This window comes from Gardnerella sialicivorans subsp. sialicivorans (genome assembly GCF_056746795.1).
On the sequence record NZ_JBWPXA010000006.1, the window covers coordinates 1 to 22,911 of the forward strand.

18 protein-coding genes are annotated in these 22,911 nt (G+C 39.0%); 13 read left to right on the top strand and 5 right to left on the bottom strand.

Translation table 11 applies throughout. The features are described 5' to 3' along the window. Positions 1–487: 487 nt before the first annotated feature. Both AC1EKB_RS04955 and AC1EKB_RS04960 read left to right on the top strand, forming a co-directional pair. Entirely contained in the window at positions 488–1,756 is a 1,269-nt protein-coding gene (locus AC1EKB_RS04955; protein WP_481248998.1) for a YcxB family protein, read from the top strand. Between the two features lie 390 nt (positions 1,757–2,146). Then, complete coding sequence (locus tag AC1EKB_RS04960; protein ID WP_481248999.1) at positions 2,147–3,331, top strand: DNA cytosine methyltransferase; 1,185 nt, start codon at positions 2,147–2,149, stop codon at positions 3,329–3,331. Between the two features lie 62 nt (positions 3,332–3,393). Here the strand turns inward: AC1EKB_RS04960 and AC1EKB_RS04965 are convergent, their stop codons facing one another. Together AC1EKB_RS04965 and AC1EKB_RS04970 are read right to left on the bottom strand one after the other, a co-directional pair. Further along, positions 3,394–4,578, bottom strand: coding sequence for an MspI family type II restriction endonuclease (locus tag AC1EKB_RS04965; protein WP_481249000.1), 1,185 nt, complete (start codon positions 4,576–4,578; stop codon positions 3,394–3,396). 85 nt (positions 4,579–4,663) lie between these two features. Next, positions 4,664–4,918, bottom strand: a complete 255-nt coding sequence (locus AC1EKB_RS04970; RefSeq protein WP_481249001.1) for a hypothetical protein — start codon at positions 4,916–4,918, stop codon at positions 4,664–4,666. Between the two features lie 548 nt (positions 4,919–5,466). On the opposite strand from AC1EKB_RS04970, the gene AC1EKB_RS04975 reads away from it, so the two are divergent. Then, the gene (locus AC1EKB_RS04975) at positions 5,467–6,621 is read left to right on the top strand and encodes a hypothetical protein (RefSeq protein ID WP_481249002.1); all 1,155 of its coding nucleotides are present in this window, start codon (positions 5,467–5,469) and stop codon (positions 6,619–6,621) included. A 363-nt stretch (positions 6,622–6,984) separates the two neighbouring features. After that, the gene (locus AC1EKB_RS04980; protein ID WP_481249003.1) at positions 6,985–8,673 is read left to right on the top strand and encodes an ATP-dependent nuclease; all 1,689 of its coding nucleotides are present in this window, start codon (positions 6,985–6,987) and stop codon (positions 8,671–8,673) included. A gap of 235 nt (positions 8,674–8,908) precedes the next feature. Here the strand turns inward: AC1EKB_RS04980 and AC1EKB_RS04985 are convergent, their stop codons facing one another. The 3 genes from AC1EKB_RS04985 to AC1EKB_RS04995 are packed head-to-tail and all read right to left on the bottom strand — an operon-like array spanning position 8,909 to position 11,219. Beyond that, positions 8,909–9,673: an ABC transporter permease gene (locus AC1EKB_RS04985; RefSeq protein ID WP_481249004.1), complete on the bottom strand. Its 765-nt coding sequence runs from the start codon at positions 9,671–9,673 to the stop codon at positions 8,909–8,911. A gap of 59 nt (positions 9,674–9,732) precedes the next feature. Then, on the bottom strand, positions 9,733–10,458 hold the full coding sequence (locus tag AC1EKB_RS04990) for an ABC transporter permease (RefSeq protein ID WP_116438328.1): 726 nt from the start codon (positions 10,456–10,458) through the stop codon (positions 9,733–9,735). Next, positions 10,455–11,219 (bottom strand): ABC transporter ATP-binding protein, encoded by a 765-nt coding sequence (locus AC1EKB_RS04995; RefSeq protein WP_415693974.1) that lies wholly within the window; start codon positions 11,217–11,219, stop codon positions 10,455–10,457. The genes AC1EKB_RS04990 and AC1EKB_RS04995 overlap by 4 nt, the downstream gene beginning before the upstream one ends. Before the next feature lie 139 nt (positions 11,220–11,358). Between AC1EKB_RS04995 and AC1EKB_RS05000 the strand changes: the two genes are divergently transcribed. From AC1EKB_RS05000 to AC1EKB_RS05040, 9 genes are all read left to right on the top strand, one after another. After that, positions 11,359–12,060 carry a response regulator transcription factor gene (locus AC1EKB_RS05000; RefSeq protein WP_415693975.1) on the top strand — a complete coding sequence of 234 codons (702 nt, stop codon included), beginning with the start codon at positions 11,359–11,361 and terminating at the stop codon, positions 12,058–12,060. A 6-nt stretch (positions 12,061–12,066) separates the two neighbouring features. Further along, positions 12,067–13,473 carry a sensor histidine kinase gene (locus AC1EKB_RS05005; protein WP_481249005.1) on the top strand — a complete coding sequence of 469 codons (1,407 nt, stop codon included), beginning with the start codon at positions 12,067–12,069 and terminating at the stop codon, positions 13,471–13,473. Between the two features lie 248 nt (positions 13,474–13,721). Further along, positions 13,722–14,936, top strand: coding sequence for an argininosuccinate synthase (locus AC1EKB_RS05010; RefSeq protein WP_004132073.1), 1,215 nt, complete (start codon positions 13,722–13,724; stop codon positions 14,934–14,936). A gap of 48 nt (positions 14,937–14,984) precedes the next feature. After that, entirely contained in the window at positions 14,985–16,496 is a 1,512-nt protein-coding gene (argH, locus tag AC1EKB_RS05015) for an argininosuccinate lyase (protein ID WP_481249006.1), read from the top strand. Between the two features lie 65 nt (positions 16,497–16,561). Then, on the top strand, positions 16,562–17,881 hold the full coding sequence (gene tyrS / locus AC1EKB_RS05020; RefSeq protein WP_425663286.1) for a tyrosine--tRNA ligase: 1,320 nt from the start codon (positions 16,562–16,564) through the stop codon (positions 17,879–17,881). A gap of 80 nt (positions 17,882–17,961) precedes the next feature. After that, complete coding sequence (locus tag AC1EKB_RS05025) at positions 17,962–19,563, top strand: tetratricopeptide repeat protein (protein ID WP_481249007.1); 1,602 nt, start codon at positions 17,962–17,964, stop codon at positions 19,561–19,563. Positions 19,564–19,659: 96 nt separating this feature from the next. Beyond that, positions 19,660–20,760 carry an HAD-IIA family hydrolase gene (locus tag AC1EKB_RS05030; RefSeq protein WP_415693981.1) on the top strand — a complete coding sequence of 367 codons (1,101 nt, stop codon included), beginning with the start codon at positions 19,660–19,662 and terminating at the stop codon, positions 20,758–20,760. Positions 20,761–20,879: 119 nt separating this feature from the next. After that, the gene (locus AC1EKB_RS05035; protein ID WP_481249008.1) at positions 20,880–21,665 is read left to right on the top strand and encodes a TlyA family RNA methyltransferase; all 786 of its coding nucleotides are present in this window, start codon (positions 20,880–20,882) and stop codon (positions 21,663–21,665) included. Positions 21,666–21,851: 186 nt separating this feature from the next. Then, entirely contained in the window at positions 21,852–22,904 is a 1,053-nt protein-coding gene (locus tag AC1EKB_RS05040; RefSeq protein ID WP_481249009.1) for an NAD kinase, read from the top strand. The last annotated feature ends 7 nt before the right edge of the window (positions 22,905–22,911 follow it).

A 22,911-nucleotide genomic window follows, 5' to 3' on the forward strand; every position in this document is an offset into this window, starting at 1 on the left:
ACGTTAATTTATCTTACGTTAATTTATCTTACGTTAATTTATCTTACGTTAATTTATCTTACGTTAATTTATCTTACTTTGAAAGTTGGGATAATCATATCCGATTAAAGTCTAGCGGTCATTGGCAGACGGGGTTTAAGGAGCTTGGGTAAATACTGTACCGTTTTCACTAAGGCAGCGTAGCAGTGATAAGCGAGATTTTGTTTGCTTTTATGAGCATGACATAAAGTTCAGAGAAATTTTGACGATTTGATGTGTTATAAGTATCGGTTTGTACATAAGTAACGTCTTTAATATATTTAATATTGCGTATCGAATATGCTTGCTTATATGGATGAGAAAACGTTTAATGCTTTGATGAGAGTAGAAAAGAAGTTGAAATACTCGCGATTATTTACGCTAGAAGAGAACAGACTAAGCGACTGAAATAATTAGAACAATTGTAAATCGTAAGCGCAATGTAGGAACAGAATATAGGGATAGAAAAATGTTAGATTCGTCGACGAAAGAGAAAGAAAAGCAGGAACATACTCTTACAGATGAGAAAAATCCTCTATATTGTGAATCACATGAGCAAATATGTGAAAACCTTCGCAGTGCAAATAAGGGATCATCCAAGTATAAGGTTTTGCAGCCGAGTGCGGAAATCTTTTCCATCTTAATGATTATTGGAACTGTTTTTATGGCGTCCAATAAGCTACAGCTTTTTGGATGGATCACTTATTGTTTTGCAATTCTGCTTCTTGTTGGAGTTTCTCTTATTTGGGTTATTTGTGTTATTTGGCAGCGCAATATACACAGCCGTTTTAGGAGTGCAAATGTAGAGCGTAATAAATCTTTTCTTAGCTATGGCAAGCAACGGGGAAAGGGTAGACTCTCACTGGCCCTTTGTTGCTTTTTTGTGTTAAGTGGTATTCTAACTGCATTCTTTGGAATAACTGCGGTACGTCTTCCAAATCAGTGGCTTTTGCAGACTTGGGTATATGTTATATGCGCGGCAATGCCAGTTGTTTGGATGATTACGATTTCTCTTGTATGTGTCTTCTATAATCTCTATCTTATTTCGCGTGTACGGAAGATAGGTATAAGAATTGTACTTCGTTGTCTACATGTTCTGCTTTGTGTATTGATTATCTTAGGTCTTGTATTTTTTGACGTTTTGTTTATTGTTGGCAGATATTCTGTGAAACAAAATGATAATGGTACATACACAGAGCACGTGGACGATATGTATGCTCCTTTTGAGTATTATCTTTATAAGTCTGAAGGCCCATTTTTCCTTAAGTATCTTCGACCAATGAAAGATTCAACTGATACTGATCCAAAAATAAGTGAATCTGAGTGGTATCGCAGAATTGATCGTAATAACAGGAAAGATACAAGATTAAAGGTTGAAGAGACAGATAAAAATTCCGATTTGCATGATGCCGCTGCGCGTGATTTAGAATCAAAGAAGGAAAGAAATGCAGCGCTTAAGATATTCGATAAGTATTTTGCTGCGGAAGGCTTTACGTTCAAGGAGAGTTATACTGCCAAGGGAGATATGTACTTTGTTTTGAATGAAAGCCGTTCGGACATTACTTATCTGCAGTATAACAGGGACTCTCAGAATGGAAAATGTGGTCTTTATATTCTGTTTAAGGCTTTAAAATCTTCAAATGGAAGCTGGTCGCCGAGTGATGCTTATATGCAGAGCACCTACATGTATGAATATAGCACTGGACTCATTGCAAAGAGCAGTAGGGCAGAGTGGTAGTAGGGCTGATTGGTAGTAGGGCAGAGTGGTTGGATGCTAGAATCGAAGAGTGTCGGAAGATTGCTAGATAGTGATTGTTGGATAGTTATTGCCAGATAGTAGCATCCATAGTTGTGCGGTCGTGTTTTGTTGTTTTTTGTACTTGTATCTATCTTTTTGTGTTCATTCTGTAAAAAAGTGCATGTCGCTCTGGTTTTGCTATTTTTTAATCGAGCGCATTTTGGTTTATTACGTGTGCTCGTAGTTATTAGTGGCGTATGTAAATGTTTGACTATCTATTTAGTAAAACATTCTCTTGTAAATACGGGCATATATTGAAAAAACACATTGATAATTCAATGGGAAAATGCTACACTATATTCCTAACTCATAGTGAAAGGTAACACACATATGCGAGGTGGTGCAAGGAAGGGTTCTGGAAGAAAATCTATTGCAAAAACAAGAAAGAAAAAATGTAAAACAATCTATTTATCAAATGAACAAATCGAAGATATCTCGCATCTGTATATTGAAAATGTTAATACGTTTAGCAAAAAATGTGTAAAGCTAATTGAGCTTGGTATGAAGCAAACTAAGTGTCAAACCGATAAAAACGATAATTGCAAAGATGAACCTTCAACCTATAACAATAACATTAATTTGAGTAAACCTTTGAAACTAACCTTTATTGATTTATTTGCTGGCATTGGGGGAATTAGAAAGGGGTTTGAGGACAATAACACAAGGTGTGTTTTTAGTTCTGAGTGGGATCAGTTTGCTGCTAAAACTTATGAAGCTAATTATGGCGAGAAACCATTTGGAGATATAACTAAAATTAATGAAGTAGATATTCCTAATCATGATGTTCTTTTAGCAGGCTTTCCTTGTCAGCCGTTTAGTAATATTGGCAAAAGAGAAGGATTTTCCCACGAAACTCAGGGGACCTTATTTTTTGATGTTTTGCGTATTCTACGTGAAAAAATGCCAAAGATGTTTTTGCTTGAAAACGTAAAAGGCCTACTTACTAATGATCATGGAAATACGTTTAAGGTAATCATTGAAAGTTTGGAAGCACTTAAGTATTCAATATTCTATAAAGTGTTAGATGCTCAAAATTTTGGGCTACCTCAGCGTAGAGAGCGCGTGGTTATAGTGGGTTTTAGGGAAGATTTAAATATAGAAGATTTTGATATTCCAGAAGGAGACAAGTCGAAAAGGGTTCCTATCAAAAACATATTAGAGCATAATCCTATAGGTTATTCTATTTCAAAACATCTTCAAGCTAGTTATCTATTTAAAAAGGATGATGGCAAGCCACAAATAATCGATTTTCAATCAAATATACAAGTTAATACTCTATGTGCTAGTTATCATAAAATACAAAGGCTTACAGGAACATTTATTAAAGATGGAGAAACGGGAATCAGAATGTACAGTGAGCTAGAATGCAAAAGATTGATGGGTTTTCCAGATGATTTTATTGTTCCTGTATCAAGAACACAAATGTATAGACAATTTGGTAATTCCGTTGCTGTACCAATGATGAAGGCTGTTGCGGATGCAATGAAAGCCAAACTGAAAAAATCTATGCGTTAATGCGTTAATGCGTTAATGTAGTAATCAATTGGTAAAGGCTAAGATTTTTAATGCCCTTACCTTTATTTTATTATTTTGCATTTAAGCTGAATGCTTTTCCCTCGTTTTTTAGATGGATATGTCCAATGAAAAACAGTCCCAAAATGTCCACGAACGCCATTCGCGTGCAAAGCAGATATATAATCATCTATAGTGTGGAAGGCGATTGAGTTATCATTATTGTCATATGTTAGAATGTGGGTTGCCCATTGTTTGTTTTGGTCTCCACTCCCTCCAATGCCTGCAAGAACCCATTTAGTTAATTTATCTAAATAAGGTTGTAATGCATTCGTTAGTTTTTCTCTGTTTGCTAAGCCGAACGATGATAGTGACGGGTTTAATTGAAACTCATTTAATAAATCTCTTAGCGTATTATTGGTAGGGTCTAAAGTATCGGCGAATGCATTAGCAGTGTACTCGTGTACGCTAACGTTTTTTGAACTAGACCTTTTGCAACTTATAGTAATTATTTTTTTACCCGTATCTGTAGTGATTATTGTATAAACGTCCGTTTTAGGATTCCCCCCATTAGGGAGTTTTCCAATTAATGATGTATCTGCAGTTGCTTTTATTTCGTTTATTTTTTCTTTTATATTGAGCGAAGAAATAATTTTATTAAAAATTGGATAATTTACTCCTATGAGTGTTTTATCGTTGGATTCATATTTTTTGAGATTATCCTTATCGGATAGAATTGCGGCTACTCGATTTTCAAATTTTTTTCCTTGAAGATTTTTGATCTGTCCATTGTTAAGTTTGGCCATTGAAGTAGATTCAATCAGATTATAGAAATCATTTTGACTTATAATTTCGTCAATTGCAGAGTATTCATTCTTGTTTAAATATTTTTCGTTTTGATGCTTAAAATCAAGTATATCTTTTTGTTGTAGTTCATCTGAGTAAACTAAATATGCTTTCTTTACTTTGGGGTTAATATCTTTAATATTTGCAGCGTCCCACTGTTGACCTTTGATTCGATCTGTTCGCATAGAGGTGGTTGAAAAAATAGCCCATTTTTCTCCAGAGTCAAAATTTACTAAAAAGGGAGCATAGAATTGATTTTTGTTAGAGAATCCATCTTTTCCAACTCTGTATTGAGACACATAATCGTGTATATAGCCATTGTTTTTGCACATATTTAATATGGCTTTTATGCTGGATTGTGCGTTTTTTCCATGTAGAAATTTTTCGCCATTAGTGTACGACATAAGGCGCTCCTTGTTTTTTTTTGTTTTTTTTTGTTGTTTTGTTGTTTACCATATCATGAATTGCTGTAGAGTCGCGCAAAATGTGTCAACTATCTTTGATTTTTGCGTCTTTTCCGTTGGCTTCACTCTTTCCGTTGGCTTCATCTTTTCTGCTAGTTTTGGTTTTTTCGCCAGTCTTGGATTTTCCACCAGTCGTAGTGTTTGTGCTAGTCGTAGTGTTTCCACTGTTTTTAGTCGTGTTGCTAGTTTGGGTCGTGTTTTGTTGTTTTACTGTTTCTAGGTTATGTTGAAAGTTTTGGCGTTTAATCTCGTTTTGCATGCTGATTTTACGCATTACCATGTTTTCAGCGTCTACGAGTTCTTTACAATGATTGTTAACCGCGCGAGCGATTTTCCTATTTGGTATTGCGCGGGCGCTACGAATTGCCTTTTTGCTTAGAGCGTAGCGCGAAAAGGCAATTCGGAGCGCTGAGCCACTCAAGGCAGAAGCACTGCTTCTGCGGCGGCGAAGACGTTCGCACGGCTAATCCGTGCGAACGATTTTCCTGATTCTTTTCCCATTATTTGTTTTACGACACGCGCGAAAAGCTTACCTTAAAAAAACCTGGGAAAATTCTTCAAAAAACTTGAAATGCGTATTTTTACGGTTTGATAGTGATTTATGTGTAAAATTTACGGCAAATAGTTTTAATTTAGTAAATTTGCAATAAAATATTTAGAACAAACCTTAACGTTAGCTGAATGTTTTAGTTGATTTTCGGTAGAGCATGTTGTATCTTTTAAGTCAGTTACCGATGAATCCCTAGTTCACGGTTACTACGCGGGAAACCGCAAAGGCAAATTTTTCTATGCGCCCCTAACGCATAGGAGAAGAAGAAAGGAAATAAAATGATGAATAAGAAGGCTATCGCCGCTTTCGCTGCTGGCGCAACTTTGCTTGCCGGCTTCGCAATGGCCACCCCAGCTTTTGCTGCTGATGCCGCTAAGACTCCTGATCAGATTCTCACTGAAGATACAGCAGCTCTTGCAGCGAAAGATACTGCTATTGAGAATCAAAAGAAGGTTGTTGCAGAGAAGCAAACTGCTGTTGATGAGGCGCAGAAGGCTGTTGATGCAGCAAAGCTTACATTTGGAAAAGATTATAATGAAAGCACTCCAAATAAGGGTAAAGAGCAAGCTGACGCTTTGAAGGCAGCAAAAACTGCTCTCACTACTGAGCAGACCAAGTTGGACAATTTGTACAACCGTGCTTACTATGAGCTTAAGGAAAAGGTAGCACAGGAGAAGGCTGAAAAGGAAGCTCGTGATAAGGCTGCTTATGAGGCTGCTCATTCCAAGGCTCATCACGTTGCTGTTGTTTCTGAGGCTAAGACCAAGAAGGATGCTGCTGAGGCTGATCATGCTGCTAAGCTTAAGACTTACAATGAGAAGTTTGAGGCTTTGGAGAAGGCTGATGCTGCTTTGAAGATGGCTAAGGCTAACTTCAAGGCTGCTCAGAAGGCTGTTTCTGATGCTGAGGCTAATGGTTTGAATCTTAAGGATCCAACTGCTTACAACGATTTGGTTGATGCTCAGAATCGTGCTGATGCTGAGCAGGCTGCTGCTCAGACGGCTTTCGATAAGGCTAATCTTGAGTTTGGTAAGGCTAAGCGTGAGGCTGAGCAGGCTGCTGTTGCTTACAATGCTGCTTCGGAAGCCTACAAGGCTGCTTACAATGATGCTGTTAAAGACGGTGTGAAGCTTCCAGCTGATCTTCCACAGATTACTGACCCATTGGTTCCAACTACTCTTCCAGGTGTTCCAGGCGTTGTGACCCCTGTTCCTGCTAAGCCAGGTGCTAACGGTGCTGCCGCTGGTGCAAATGCTGCTGCTGGTAAGGCTGGCGCTGCTGCTGCTGGTGCTAAGACTGAGGTTGAGAACAAGAATGGCAAGGACAAGCGCGGTAACACCCACACTGGTACTGGTGTTGGCGTAACTTTGACTGCTTTGGCTGCCACCATGCTTGCTGGCATGGGTGCTGCTGTTCGCAAGGCTCGTCACTAAGCACTGATTTGGAATTGTCTTTAAGCTTAATGGTTATGTTTTTGTAATTTGTTAGGCATTACGTAATGACAGTTCTAGTGTTTACAAAATAGTAAAGGGGTGAATGGTTAATCCATTCATCCCTTTACTATACCAAACTGTTTCAGTCGTGTTTTAACTGTAACAGTTAGAAATTTATAGCACATAGTCGTGTTGTAAAGGTACTAATAAAAAGCAAAACGATTGTTGCTAATAATCGTAAAAGTTATATAACGCTCATAAGAGCTATAATCTATGCAAATATGCTGTTTTTTAATCATGAACATATTTATTCTTTAGAAAGAAAATAAGTATTCTGCATATAACTTATGTAAGGAGTTTGATATGTATATCTCAAAAATAATATTAAATAATTTTAAGAGTTTTGCTGGAAGGCATGAATTAAAATTATCGGACGGAATTAATTTTTTTGTTGGAAATAATAATTGCGGTAAAACAACAATTTTTAGAGCAATTGAATTTATACAATCGGGAAAGAGTAAAGAAGAATATATAACAAAGGGTAAAGAGTCAGAAGATGTAAGTGTTGAAATTGAATTTACAGGTACAGATATTGAAAAATTAGTTAATAGCGATAACTCTGGTCTAAAAAAATACCAAGACTATCTTATAAAAGAAAAGTGCAATAAGGAAAATTGCGATGATGAAACTTGTAGCATAAGAATACTAAGAAGTTCCAAGAGTACTTCTATTGTGCAAGGTAAGAAAACTGTTAATCTTGATATTAAAAACATAAGGGTTTACAATCCAAACTCCAATGAAGAAGGAATTAAAAGATACGAAAATCCTACGGGAATTGATAAAACCATTGCAGCGTTGTTTGATGTGCAATTTGTGTATTCCGACTTAAAGAATGAAGAATATCAAGATTTTGGTAAGACAAAGATAATAGGAAAAATAATAAATGATTTAACAAAAGATTTTCAAAGAGAAGATGATGGAAACGGTAATAAAACTTTATGGGGAAAGCTTAAGGATGCGCACAAAGAAGCGTTTGGAGACAAAGGCTTACAGAAAATACTGGAAGATACAGAGCGCAAAGTAACAAAAATACTAGATGAGCAATACGGAGAGGGCGAAGTAAAATTCGATTTTGAACTACCGGAAATAGATAGTTTCTTCAAAAATGGTGTTGTACTTGTATCTGATAATGGAATTGCTACGCCAGTGTGCCAAAAGGGAACAGGTATGCAGAGAGCGCTGGCTTTGAGTCTGATTCAGTTATATGCGGAGACAAATAATAAATCTGAAGACAGTGTAGAAAAGCCAGTTATATTTTGCATTGATGAGCCGGAAACATTCCTGCATCCAAATGCGCAAAATAAGCTTATGAAATCATTTAATAAATTATCACAAAAATCTCAGATTCTTATAACAACGCATTCTCCATATTTGTTGAAGGCGTTCTATGAAGTTAATCAAAATTCTGATAATAAACCAAGCTTAAAAAACAAATTAAATATATTTAGTAAGGAAGAGGCAAGTAAAGAAAATACGAATAGCAAAGAACGATATAGCGTATTTAATAAAAAAGAGATGCTGAACGTGTCTGGGGAATACTCTCCAACGTGGGGAGAAATAAACTATTGTGCATTTGATATGCCTAGTGTTGAATATCATATTGAGCTTTTTAATGCTCTACATAAGAAGGCTATGAAAGAAGCGAGTAATGGGGAAAATGGGGCTGTATCAGATGATATAAGTAGTTTTGACGGATGGCTAATTAAAAATGAGCCTAAAAATCGTACTGATAATAATCATGTTAACACTACTAGCGGGAAATATTGTAAACGTGATAGATCTATGAGCACATATATTAGGAACTATATTGATCATCCTGGTAATTCTACGAATTTGGATGTTACAAAATGCAGTCATAAGGAATGTGTTAAAGTTGCAACCCAAAATAATGTTAAGCGCACAAAGCCTAGCGATGAAGACATAAAGAAGTCAATAGAATTTATGACTAAAATATACAAAAATAACTTTTGTAAAAGTGATAAGGATGCATAAAGCCTGCTAGCCTGCATCAGATACTCGTTTGTTGCGGGGTTTTGAGTGTTGAGTGTATTGCTTTCGGTTTTGTTTGCTACTAGGGGCATTCAAAACCGAAAGCTTTTTGTTTTTGTTCTATTTATTTTCATACTGCGTTTTGAGCGTTTTGAACGTTTTACGCGTTTTTGCGTATAGCTAAAACCTTATACGCGATTTTGCAAGTCACATCTGCATTGTTATCTAATATCCATTGTTATCTCATCTCTTTTTTACCAAATTGTGTTATTGCAATCAAAAATACGAACACAGATATTGCAATTGCACATGGCAAAAATGGGATAAGATTAAATCCGTTCCCTAGTCCAGTTGAAGTAACGGCATGTAGAGAGCGGGAAACCATATATCCGCTGTAACAATATGGATAAACTATCCAAAGTGGAGTATTTGCTATTAATACGCCAGGAATTACAAGAAGTATATTTAATCCAACGGATAACATTGACTTTTCAAAAAGCACAGTAATCGCCCACATGACTATTACGCTTGGAATCATAGTCAAAAACAGATCTAAACACCATTTTAGTAGATACATAATTGGTAACGTTTCTGTAACGCCTGTGCTACTGGTTGCAAACAATCCTGCTATAACGAATACGGCAAAAAATACGACCATTTCCATAAGCAAATAAAATAGCAGTACGCAAAATTTTGCAGCAGAAATCGCGTATCTGCTAACAGGCAGAGCCAACATTTTTAATATGCCGTTATTGCTTGTTTCTCGTCCTGCAATCATCACGCAAATAACAATCATACTAAGCGGAAGCAGATAATATGAGTAGACTAATGCGCTTTGAATAAACATAGCAGCCCACGCGTGTGTATATTCCGGAGTGAAGTATTTATGAAGACTTGCTACACCAGATCCAACCACAATTAGTGGTGCAATAAAAATCAAAGGAATAATTTTACTACGCTTTACTTTCTTAAATTCGATTCTAAGAAGTTCAAAAAATCTCATTTTCATAATCTCCTTATTCATAGTTATATAGTGCAAGTTTTTACTTATAGTGCGTGTTTTTATTCATAGTGCAGGTTCTTAGCCGCCCACAATCCAGAACATAAAAACAGAAGTGTTTCAACTATGGATACGATTACGACCGTAGTATTAGGTTGCGCGCTCATGGCAACTGCTGGTTTTAGCATAACTATAAAAGGTGATGCCATAAAAAGCACAATGTCTGAAGAAGCCAATGCCATGCCGCTTAAAAATCCTGCTACACCAATTCCAAGCGTTACCCACATGTTTTCAAATCGTGATGATACAAAAATCATAAAGGACAATACAGGCATTGACGTAATAAATGAATATGCGGCAAAAGATATAAGAGTACTTACATTAAACGTGCCTTGTGGCAAATCTGTTACACCGATTTTTGCAAGTGCTAAATTTTGTATGCAAATAGCGATTAGTAACAGAACGGTCAGCAGCATAAATTTGCATAGGTACATAGTTGGAACACTCATAGGAAGCATATGCATCTTTTTTACTGCATTTCCCTTAAATTCCATGTTGTAGATAATGCATGCGGCGACTATTATGCCGAACATGTTTAACACCATAATCATGCCGTAAAGCTGTGTAAGAAGAATATCCATAGGAGCTAAAGGCAGGTTTAATAATGTATTTTTTCGTACAATAAAATTCACAAAAGCGTACGCTGCTCCCATAACGCCAATAGCAATCATAAGAGCTATAAAGCCAGTCCTCTTGCATTTTTTGAGTTCGATTACAAGCGTTTTCATAGTCTTGCACTCTGCTTCCTGATCTTATTGTCTTCATCAATCATGGATAGGAACATATCTTCCAAATTGTCGGAAGCAAAACCAGATTGTAATGCATGCTGTCGTAGTTCATCTAAACTACCTTCAAATAACAAGTGTCCGTGATTAAGTATTCCAATATCATCTGCAATAAGCTCAATTTCGGATAGCATATGAGAAGATATAAGAATCGTGCAATCGTAAAGATCTGGCAGCGACTTAATCAGATTTCGGATTTCGTGTATACCAGATGGATCGAGTCCATTTGTTGGCTCATCTAAAATCAAAATAGGTGGTCTACCAAGCAATGCTCCAGCAAGACCAAGCCTTTGCTTCATGCCAAGCGAATATTTTTTTGCAAGACGGTCTCCAAACTCAGAAAGACCTACTAATTCTAATGCGTCATCAACTGCACTCTTAGGTAGTTCTAAAATGCGACGTATAATGTCAAGATTTTCTCTACCTGTTAGATTTGCATAGAAAGATGGGGATTCAATAAACGAGCCTATTTCTTTCAGAATAGGTATGCGGTCAGCAGGAAACCGCTTTCCGTCGATTGTAAATACACCTTTTGTTGGAGCTGTAAGTCCTAGGAGCATTTTCATTGTTGTAGATTTTCCAGCTCCATTCGGTCCAAGAAAGCCATAAATGCTACCTTTGCGAATATGAAGTGAAACATCATTAACAGCAATAAATGATTTATATTTTTTTGTTAAATGTTCTGTTGTAACAATATTGTTCATGGCAATATCTCCTTTCAGGATTTATGATATTGCGTCAACCTTTCTACAACATTCTCTTCACCTTACATCTACCTTACATTTTTATGCGAGGTCAAAAAATGAATATTCACATGGCATAATATATGTTAGGGGGCGCTCCATGAATCAGGATGATTATTTGTTGAACAAGCATATTCTGCTTGTCGATGACGAGCAGGAACTTTTAGATATGGTTGTATCCATATTAAATGAATACGGTTTTTATAATATAACTACTGCAAAAAGCATGAAAGATGCTGTAGGGGCAACACAAAAATTACGTCCAGAATTAGCAATCCTTGATGTTATGCTCCCTGACGGTAATGGATTTGAGTTAATGGAGAAGATAAAACAATATAGTGATTGTCCTGTTTTGTTTCTTACTGCTTGCGGTGAGGATGAAGATAAGTTTAAGGGATTTGACTTAGGAGCAGACGATTATATTGTAAAGCCTTTTCTTCCAAAAGAGCTAACTTTTCGTATTATGGCAATTTTAAGACGAAGCTACAAGAGCGAAAATCCTGTTGTTAAACTGAAAAATAGTCAGATTGATTTTTCTTCTGCCCAAGTAATAAAAAATAACGAACATATTCCACTTACAGCCAAAGAACACGATTTGCTTTCTGCTTTATATAGAAATGCGGGACGTATCGTAACAATTGACGCGTTATGTGAAGCTGCATGGGGTGATAATCCTTTTGGATATGAAAATTCTTTAATGGCGCATATACGTCGTATCAGAGAAAAAATAGAACTCAATCCATCGCAGCCTGTTTCATTGGTAACAGTAAAAGGCTTAGGATACAAGCTGATTGTGGAGTAAAGCAGAATGAAAAGCATACCAAAACTAATACAACGTTTTATAAGTATTTTTCTACTAAGCTCTGTGCTCATAGTATTAATGAATATTATTGCGTTTGTTGTACTTATAGGGAATTACGCACCCGATAAAGAGATGTCTCCTTATAACATAGCAAAAGAGACAGGTGAAGCATTACAATTATCCGCAAGTGGGGATTATGTATTATCAAAAAATATGTCTTCCAAATTAACAAATTCTGGCGCATGGGCAATTTTGATTGATAATAATGCGTTGAAAGTCGTGTGGAAAACAGAAAATGTCCCTGCGGGTATTCCAAACGATTATACTTTGTCTGATATAGCTAATTTGAGCGTTGGCTACATTGATGGTTATCCAACTTACACTGGCAAAAATAAGAATGGAGTTGTTGTAGTCGGATTTCCGCATAACAGCTTTTGGAAACATACGCGACCAAGTTGGAACTACAGTTTAATCTCAAATTTTCCGCAGATTGTTTTAAGCGTATTCTTCATCAACATTTTGCTTATTCTTGGAATTTATTTAATAGCTAATATAAAACTACTAAAATCAATTAATCCGATTACAAAAGGGATACAACGTTTATCTAGTGGAGAAAGCGTGCATATTCCAGAAACAGGAGCACTTTCAGAAATTTCATCTAACATAAATTCTGCTTCCGATATTTTGCAAATACAAAAAGAGCAATTGAGAAAAAAGGAGACTGCAAGAGCGAATTGGATAGCTGGAGTTTCACATGATATTCGTACTCCGTTATCTATGGTTATGGGGTATGCAGGACAGTTAGAAAATTCTCTACATATTTCGCAAGAAGATCGTAAAAAAGCGACGATGATTATTAAGCAAAGTGCAAGAATGAAGAATTTGATTAATGACCTTAATTTGGCTTCAAAACTTGAATATAATATGCAACCAATTATGAAAAAAGAAGAAAATGTTGTTGCTGTTGTTAGGCAAGTTGTTGTGGATTTTATGAATATGGGTATGCAAGATGAGTTTTCGATTAAATGGGAAACAGATGCTAAATTGACTGTTTGCAATATTAGCGTAGACAAAGATTTATTAAAACGAGCAATATCTAATCTTATTCAGAACAGCATATCTCACAATGAAAATGGGTGTACGATTTATGTATCCGTTGCTGCAAATAATAACAATTGTATTATTTGCGTTGAGGATAATGGTATAGGTGCTTCAGATGAAAAAATCGAAAAGCTTAATCATGCACCGCACTATATGATTTGCGATACAAGTACTGCAGAACAGCGGCATGGTTTGGGTCTGCTAATTGTTCAGCAGATTATTGGCGCTCATAATGGAGCGGTTGATATAAGCAGAAGCAAATACGGTGGGTTTAAGGTTGAGTTAACAGTTCCGAATAAAAAATATTTATAACGCATTTGTGATGATGTTTATAAATTATGCTTATAAAATTGTGCCTTAAAATTATGCCTTAAAATTATGCCTAATAAGCATATCTGTTAACTGTATAAGTATTATCTTTGTTTTGGTTTTTGATTAAGTACTTCTAAGCGCGAATCGCCAAAAATGGCGTATTTCTGCGCGTGTTGAGATTGTATCTAGACTTGTATAATATACTATGTATTGTTTATTTATTCAATATATGACCTTGGGAGGTCACTATGACTAATAAGAAGCGTATTGTATTGGCGTATTCGGGTGGCCTCGATACATCTGTAGCAATTCCGTACCTTAAAGAGCAAACAGGCCAAGACGTTGTAGCCGTGTCATTAAACGTAGGTCAAGGCGGAGAAGCGCTCGAAGTCATAAAAAACCGCGCTTTAGCTTGCGGTGCTGTTGAATCGTATGTAGTTGATGCTCGCGAAGAATTTGCGGATAACTATTGCATGCTTGCGCTAAAGGCAAACGCAATGTACGAAGACGTGTATCCTTTAGTTTCCGCGCTTTCTAGGCCGCTTATTACTCGTCACTTGGTTCACGCAGCTCACGAATTTGACGCCGACACAATCGCACACGGTTGCACGGGTAAAGGAAACGATCAAGTTCGTTTTGAAGTTGCGATTCAGTCTTTGGACCCAGAATTAAAGGCAATTAGCCCAATTCGTGATTTGTCGCTTACTCGAGATGTGGAAATCGCTTTTGCAAACGACCATAATCTTCCGATTACTCAAAGCAAGAAAAGCCCATATTCCATTGACCAAAACGTTTGGGGAAGGGCCATTGAAACGGGCTTTTTGGAAGATCCGTGGAACGCTCCAACCGAGGAATGCTACTCTTACACAAAGAATCCTTTGGAAGCTAAAACTCCAGACGAAGTTACAATCACGTTTGAAAAAGGCGTGCCAGTTGCGATTGACGGCCACAGTGTAACTCCGCTTCAAGCAATTGAAGAGATGAATCAAAGGGCAGGCGCTCAAGGAATTGGCAGAATCGACATTATTGAAGATCGTTTAGTTGGCATTAAGTCTCGCGAATTGTACGAAGTTCCAGGCGCGCAAGCTTTGATTACAGCGCATCAAGAGCTTGAAAATTGCTGCTTGGAGCGCGAACAGCACAGGCTTAAGCGTGCTCTAGACAAAAAGTGGGCAGAATTTGTGTACGACGGCCAGTGGTTCTCGCCAGTTGTGCGTTCTTTGAATGCGTTTATAAACGAGACGCAAGAGCATGTTTCTGGAGATATTCGCATGACTTTGTACGCAGGAAAGGCTGTTGTAACAGGCAGAAAGTCGGATGAGTCTTTGTATGACTTTAACTTGGCTACTTACGATTCTTCCGATACCTTCGACCAGCGCGCTTCCAATGGATTTATTGAAATCTACGGATTGTCCAGTAAAGTTGCTGCCGCTCGAGATATGCGCGTTGCAAAGAACGACTAAGAACGACTAAGAACGACTAAGAACAACTAAAAAGACGAAAGAATAATCATGCACGATGCAAATGCCAATGACAGCGCAAATGCCAATACTAATCATCCAATAGCCTTGTGGGGCGGCCGTTTTAGCTCGGGGCCTTCTGCAGAACTCGCAAAGCTTAGCAAGTCAACGCAATTTGACTGGCGATTAGCGGATGACGATATTGCAGGCTCTCGCGCACACGCCCACGCTTTGCATCGTGCAGGTTTATTAACAAATCAAGAATACGCAGATCTTTGCAAAGCGCTAGACGAGTTGCAAAACCGCGTAGATAATGGCACTTTTGCTCCAATTGAAGAAGATGAGGACGAAGCAACAGCATTAGAGCGCGGTTTGCTTGAGATTGCAGGAAGCGAACTTGGTGGAAAACTTAGAGCTGGCCGCTCTAGAAACGACCAAATCGCAGCTTTAATACGCATGTTTTTGCGCAGACACGCGCGCGCATTAGCGGCACTCGTGCTAGATGTTTGCAATGCTTTAGTCGCTCAATCTTTAGAAGCAAAAGACGCTGTAATGCCTGGCCGCACTCATATGCAACACGCTCAACCAATTTTGCTTGCACACCAGCTAATGGCTCATGTTTGGCCGCTTTTGCGAGACGTAAATCGTCTTGCGGACTGGGATTTGCGCGCAAACAAAAGCCCATACGGGGCAGGGGCATTGGCTGGCAATACTCTTGGCTTAGACCCCGAAGAAGTTGCTAAAGAGCTTGGTTTTTCCGCTGTTTGCGCGAATTCGATTGATGCTACAGCAAGCCGCGATGTTGTTGCGGAATTTGCGTTTATTGCATCTATGATTGGCGTTGATATTTCTCGCTTAAGCGAAGAGATTATTATATGGAATACTCAAGAATTTGCGTTCGTAACTTTAGACGATGCTTATTCTACTGGCTCTTCGATTATGCCTCAAAAGAAGAATCCAGATATTGCGGAGCTTGCTAGAGGAAAAGCAGGGCGATTAATCGGAGATTTAACTGGATTAATGGCCACTCTTAAAGGTCTTCCAACCGCATATGCTCGCGATTTGCAAGAAGATAAAGAAGCGGTTTTTGATCAAATCGACACTCTAGAAGTTTTGCTTCCAGCATTTGCAGGAATGGTTAGAACAATGCGATTTAATACGCCTCGCTTGCTTGAGCAGTCTGCAACTGGTTTCGCTCTTGCTACAGACATTGCAGAATGGCTTGTAAAACAAGGCGTTCCTTTCCGCAATGCGCATACGTTATCGGGATTATGCGTAAAACGTGCCGAAAGTCTTAAATGCGATTTAAGCGATTTGAGTAACGACGATTATGCAACGATTTTAGACGGCGTTATTGATGCAAATAAAATACCAGATCTTAGACTTGTTCTTTCTAGCTATGGCTCTGTTTCTTCTAGATGCGGCAAAGGTGGAACAGCTTTTGTGCGCGTAAAAGAGCAAATTAATCAAGCTCAGCTTGCGATTAGTGAGTATAAGAAATTCGCTGAATCTGTAAGCGACGGAACAGCTTATAAGAGTGTCTCCATGTGCTGCCAAAATTGAAAGGCTTGTAGCGCGCAAATGCGCCCGATACTTTCGGTAATTTTTGCAATAATAAGGAGATATAAATGGCTCAGGTGAGGAATTACAAAGAAGCTGGATTTGCTTCTTTGTTTGAAGAGCTAAAGTGGCGTGGATTGATTTCTCAATCTACTGACGAAAATCAACTTGCTCAAGCACTTGACGGAGAACCATTAACTTATTATTGCGGCTACGATCCTACTGCTGCATCGCTTCATATTGGCAATCTTGTTCAGCTTATTAACATGCGTCATTTGCAAGCTGCAGGCCATCATCCTATTGCTTTGGTTGGTGGTGCTACTGGCTTGATTGGAGACCCTCGCCAAAGCGGAGAGCGCACGCTTAATTCTAAAGATATTGTTGCTGGATGGGCGGAGCGTTTGCGCAAGCAAATCGGCCGTATTTTGCCTCTTGATGGAGAAAATCCTGTTCGTTTTGTAAGCAACTACGACTGGGTTTCTAAAATGTCTGCTATTGACTTTTTGCGCGATGTTGGCAAGAACTTTAGGGTTGGCACAATGCTTTCTAAAGATATTGTTGCTCGCCGCTTAAACTCCGACGAAGGCATTTCTTTCGCTGAGTTTAGCTACCAAGTTTTGCAAGGAAACGACTTTTTGTACTTGTTTGATAATTACAATGTTACTTTGCAACTTGGCGGATCTGATCAGTGGGGTAATTTGACTTCTGGCATGGATTTGATTCGTAAGGTTCGCGGAGCTTCTGTAAACGTGTTTACAAGCCCAATTATTACGGATAATCAAGGTCGTAAGTTTGGAAAATCTGAGGGTAACGCAATGTGGCTTGATCCTACAATGCTTAGCCCTTATCGCTTCTATCAATTCTGGTTTAATCAGCCAGACGATGAAGTTGTTAAGCTTCTTAAGGCTTTTACGTTCTTGCCTAAGAGCGAGATTGAGCGTTTGGAAAAGCAAATTCAAGAAGATCCAGGAAGTCGTGAAGCTCAGCGTGTGCTCGCTTGGGAAGTTACAAGTTTTGTGCATGGCGAGGATGTTACAAATCAGGCGATTGCTGCTTCTGGAGCGCTTTTTGGTAAGGGTGATTTAGCTGGAATTGACGAGCAAACTCTTGAAGCTGCTTTAGATGGCGTTAAAGTTAAAGCACAAGATGGCACTTTGGAATTTGCTAAAGCGCATGTTGCAGATCGTGTTGTTGAGGCCGCTGTTGCTGCAGGATTGTTCCGTACTATTTCCGAGGCTCGTAGAGCTATTGAAGCTGGCGGATTGTACGTTAACAATAATCGCGTGGAAAGCGTTGATGACGTTTTGAGCGATAGCTCATTCTTGCACGGTCGTTTTGCTTTGCTTCGTAGAGGCAAGAAGGCTATTGGCGCTGTTGAGCGTGCGTAGTTTTAAGCGCGCTTGATTTGTTTTTAACATTAGATTTTAGTATAATTTTATATTTTTAGACTTTGAAAGGTATGCCAATAATGGGCGAAGAACGCGGATCGCGTAGTGGTAAGTCGTTTGGTAATCGTGGCCATTTTAGCCGTCAAAATGGCGGTAAAAATGGTGGAAACGGTGAGCGTCGTGGAGGATTCCATAAGGGTGGGTTCCACAAGGATGGTGAGCATCGCGGTGGATTCCATAAGGATGGATTCCACAAAGATGGTGAGCATCGCGGCGGTTTCCACAAAGATGGTTTCTATAAGAGCGGTTTTAAGAAGAACTCGGATCGCAAGTTTGATGGCGATAGCGAGCGCAGGTTTGATCGCGATAATCGCAGATTTGACAGAAAAGATAATCGCGAAGATAGATATAATCGCGAAGATAAGCGCAATCGCGATAATCGATACAATCACAGCGATTACGATAAGCGCACAAATCGTGGTTTTGAATCTGATTCAAAGGAATCGGGCAATCCAAGATACAAGAAGTTTGATAAGTATAATCGCGATAATCGAGATAATCGCTCAGAGCGTGGCGATCGCAAGTTTGACCGCTCAGAACGCAATGATCGACGCTTTGAAGATAATCGCGGCGGATTCCACAAGGATGGCTTCCACAAGAGTGGATTTAAGAAGAACGATTCTAGAAAGCGCGATTCAAAGTCATCTTTCCGCTTTGAAAATGGACCTCGTAGAAACTCGGATGGAACTGTTTCTTACCCATCTCAAAACCCGTATACAGATAGGCGTCCGGGCGAGCCAAAAATGCCTAAGGGCTTAGAATATTCAATGCTTTCTAAGGAATCTCGCGAGCGTTTGCGCGGTCTTTCTAAGGAGCATTCCGAAAACATTGGCTTGCATATTCTTGCTGCATACGCTTTGCAAGACGAAGACCCAGAGCTTGCTTTAGAACACGCAAAGTGGGCTGCAAAGCAGGCGTCTCGCATTGATTTTTCGCGCGAAACACTAGGATTTATTGCGTACCGTCAAGGCGATTACAAGCTTGCTGCGCGCGAGTTTAGAACAGCTATGCGAATGAATGGCTACACGGATTATCTTCCATTTATTGCAGATTGCGAGCGCGGCATGGGCAACCTCGATAAAGCGCTGGAAATTTGCATGTCGGATGAAGCTAAAAGTGTTAGCGGCGAAGTTAAAGCAGAAATGTTCCTTGTGTACGCAGGCGTTTTGGCAGATACAAACCATGCAGATAAGGCGATTGAGCTTGTTCACGCAATGGGCAGGTCTAAGGGCTTGCCTGGCGAGTATAGAATGCGCGCTGTTCAAGCGGAGCAGTACTTCCTTGAAGAGGCTGGGCGAAGCGATGAGGCGATTGAGCTTGACGCTTTGCTTGACCGCTTAGAAGAGCAGTATGCAGATATTGAAGACGAAGAAAATCCAGAAGATGTTGTGATTGACTACGATTTGGAACATCTTAATGATGCGATTATGGACGAAGTTGGCATTAGTGAAGATGATGCGCAATTTGCTCCAGATGACGATTCGGAAGATGATTTTGATGATGATTCAGATGACGATTCGGATGATGATTCAGATGATTCAGTCGAAGATTTGGAAGATTCACAAATCGCAGATAATACTGAAACTGTAGAGATGAGTGCAGTTAAGCCTAAAGAGGAATAGTACAAATCATATTTTCTAAGCCCGGCTTCTGTATTATTAGAGTATAGTAAGCCGAGCATTTTCTACTTTGGTATTCTTAAATCGTGAGGATATTTTATGCAACTTGATGAACGAGCGAATTTTTCAAATAGCAAATCTGCGTTAAGCAAGGATTTTCGCTTAGCTTTGCTTGACTTAGACGGAGTAGTGTATAGAGGCGGAAAATCCGTTGAATACGCAGCCGAATCAATTGAAAATGCTCAAAAAAATGGCATGTTTATTGAATACACAACTAATAATTCTTCTCGTTTTCAAGAAGTTGTAGCAAGTCAACTAGAAAGTTTTGGCTTAAAAGTAGAGCCGTGGCAAATCATAACGTCTTCACTTGTAGCTGCTCGAATGGTTGCTCGATATGTTCCAAGCGGTTCAAACGTTTTAGTTTTAGGCGCAGATCATCTTGTACAAGAGGTTCGTAGCGCTGGTCTTAATCCAGTAAAGTCTTGTAAAGATAATCCAAAAGCCGTTATTCAAGGCTGGTATCCGCAAATGACTTGGCAAGAGATGGCACAAGTCGCTTTTGCTGTAGAGCGCGGAGCTAAGTATTTTGTTACTAATCGCGATTTAACAATTCCACGTGAATTCGGTATAGCTCCTGGATGCGGTTCTATGATTCAAGCTGTAGTAAATGCCACTGGAGTAGAGCCTATTGCGTCTGCTGGAAAGCCCGAGTGCGCAATGTACGACGAAGCGCGATTGTTGGTTGCTGCAAACGCAAAGCACAACGATGAAGATATTAAAGAATATGCGCAAAAAGACGAATTTGGAAATCCTGTAATAAGTATTGAGCGCTCGCTTGCTGTAGGAGACAGATTAGACACAGACATTGAAGCAGGTACCAGAGGAGGGTATGAGTCTCTTCTTGTGCTTACGGGCGTTACCAATCCGCGCATGTTGCTTGAAGCTCCAAAGCACTTGCGACCAAGCTTTGTTTCTAAGGATTTAAGGGGATTGAACGAGGTGCATGTTGCTCCTAAGCGCGTTGACGATTCTACGTTTGTATGCGGAACTTCTAGAGCGCAGGTTGCTAGCAACAACTCTATTGAAGTAAACAATCCTAATGATTGCAACGCTTTGCGTGCTGCTTGTGCGCTTGCTTGGAGCTTAATGGATAGTGGAAAATCGCTTGAAGATTATATTCTTCCAGAGTTTTCTTTGTGATGTAATGCGTTGTGTGATTTGTGATTTGTGATTTGTGGCTTACGACTTGCAATTTACGACTTACTACTTACGGCTTACAGCTTGCGATTTGTGACTTTATACTTTAAGCGAGGTTTTTAATGCTAGACGAAGATGATTTAGGTCAGCGCTTAGACTGCGCGCTTGTAAATCGCAGTTTAGTGAAGAGTAGAACTACATCTCAACGCTTAATCAAGTCTGGAGTAGTGAAAGTAGATAATCGCATTGTTAAAAAATCGTCATTTTTAGTGAAAAAATCGCAAAAAATAAGCCTTGACGAATCAAAAGAAGAAAATTCTTGCGTTAAATACGTTTCTAGAGGAGCACTAAAACTCGAAGGCGCATTTCGCTTATTTGAGAATTTAGGATTAAAAGTTGATTCAAATACTAAAGCATTAGATATTGGCGCTTCCACTGGCGGTTTTTGCGATTATTTGTTGCAAAATGGCGTGAATCGCGTTATAGCTTTAGATGTTGGGCATGGTCAATTGCACACAAAAATCGCAAGCAATCCGCGCGTTATTGAAATGAGTGGCGTAAATATTAGAAATGTTTACGCGGAAGATCTGCCCTACAAGCCGAATCTTATAGTCTCCGATGTCTCTTTTATATCTCTTAGCTTTGTGATTCCAGTAATTGCACGTATTGCGCAAAATAACGCGAATATTGTTCTTCTTGTAAAGCCACAATTTGAAGTTGGTAAGGGAAATCTTGGCAAGCGCGGAATTGTAACAGATAAAAACCTAAGACTTAAAGCCTTAGAAAATATTAAAGAATGCGCTAAAAATAACTGTTTAAACGTTATTGCAACTCGCGAATCGCCTATAGAGGGAACTCACGGGAACGTTGAGTATCTTCTTTATGCGCGATTTAATAGTCAAATTTAATAGTCAAGAGATTATTTGATAAATATTTGAATAAGATTAATGTGCAATATTGCAATATGTAGATTAATGCTCAATATGTAGTGCAACAATTACAATAACTATTAATGTTTGTAAAGCTGCGATTAGACTACGATTAATCTGTAAATAAGCTACGATTAATCTACAAATAGCTACAAAGGGGGTGCTATGCAAGAACGTTTAGAAGGTAATTCTGCTTCTCGCAATGCTCTTGTGGTTACGCATGCGCGTCTTGATGGCAACAGTGCTGTTGTAAATCAAGTTACTACTCAGCTTAAAAATGCTGGTTTTAATGTTAGCGTGTTTCATAGTGCTGCAGTGTCGGATTTTGCGCAAAAAATCGCTCAAGGAGTAGATAAAAATACGGAAATTGTTGTTGTGCTAGGTGGGGATGGCACAATGCTTCAAGCTGCAGAATTAGTGCATTGCACTCCTGTTCCAATTATTGGAATAAACCTTGGGCATGTTGGATTTTTGGCGGAATTTGAGAGCTTCCAGATAGATGAAGCTGTGCGAAGAATTGCGCAAAAAGACTACTTTTTAGAGCATAGAATGGAAGCGCATGTAGATGTTTGGCTTCCTGGAGCGAGCGAGCCTTTAAGTGATTGGGCGCTTAACGATATTACTTTAGATAGGGCAGATCGTGGGCGAATGGTGGAGCTTTCGATTCGCGTTGACAACGTTGAAATGTCGTCTTTTGGATGCGACGGCGTGATTGTTTCTACGCCTACTGGTTCTACTGCGTACGCGTTTTCTGCAGGTGGGCCGATTATGTGGCCAAATGTTGAGGCTTTGCAGCTTGTTCCTTTGGCTGCACACGCGCTTTTTTCTAGACCATTGATTATTGGAGCAGGTTCTACTTTTACGATTGATATTTTGCAAGAATCAGCTTCTGGTGGGTGGATTTGCTGCGATGGAAGGCGTCAAAGAGCTTTGCCGCAAGGTTCTAGGATTCAAATTAGGCAATCTAAAGATGAGTTGCTTTTGGCGCGACTTTCTGGCGTTCCATTTACGCAAAGATTAGTTACTAAGTTTGATTTGCCAGTTGTTGGATGGCGTGAAAATCGCCGAAAAGTGGCCGCTAAGCCTAAGATTTATGAAGCAAATCTTCATAATGAAACCGATAGAAATTATGAAGATAGCGCATGTGTAGATGGCGCTGACCGTAATGCTGATGGTAGTGCTGAATATTCAATCGTACCTAATAATCTAAACCTATAGGGGGTAT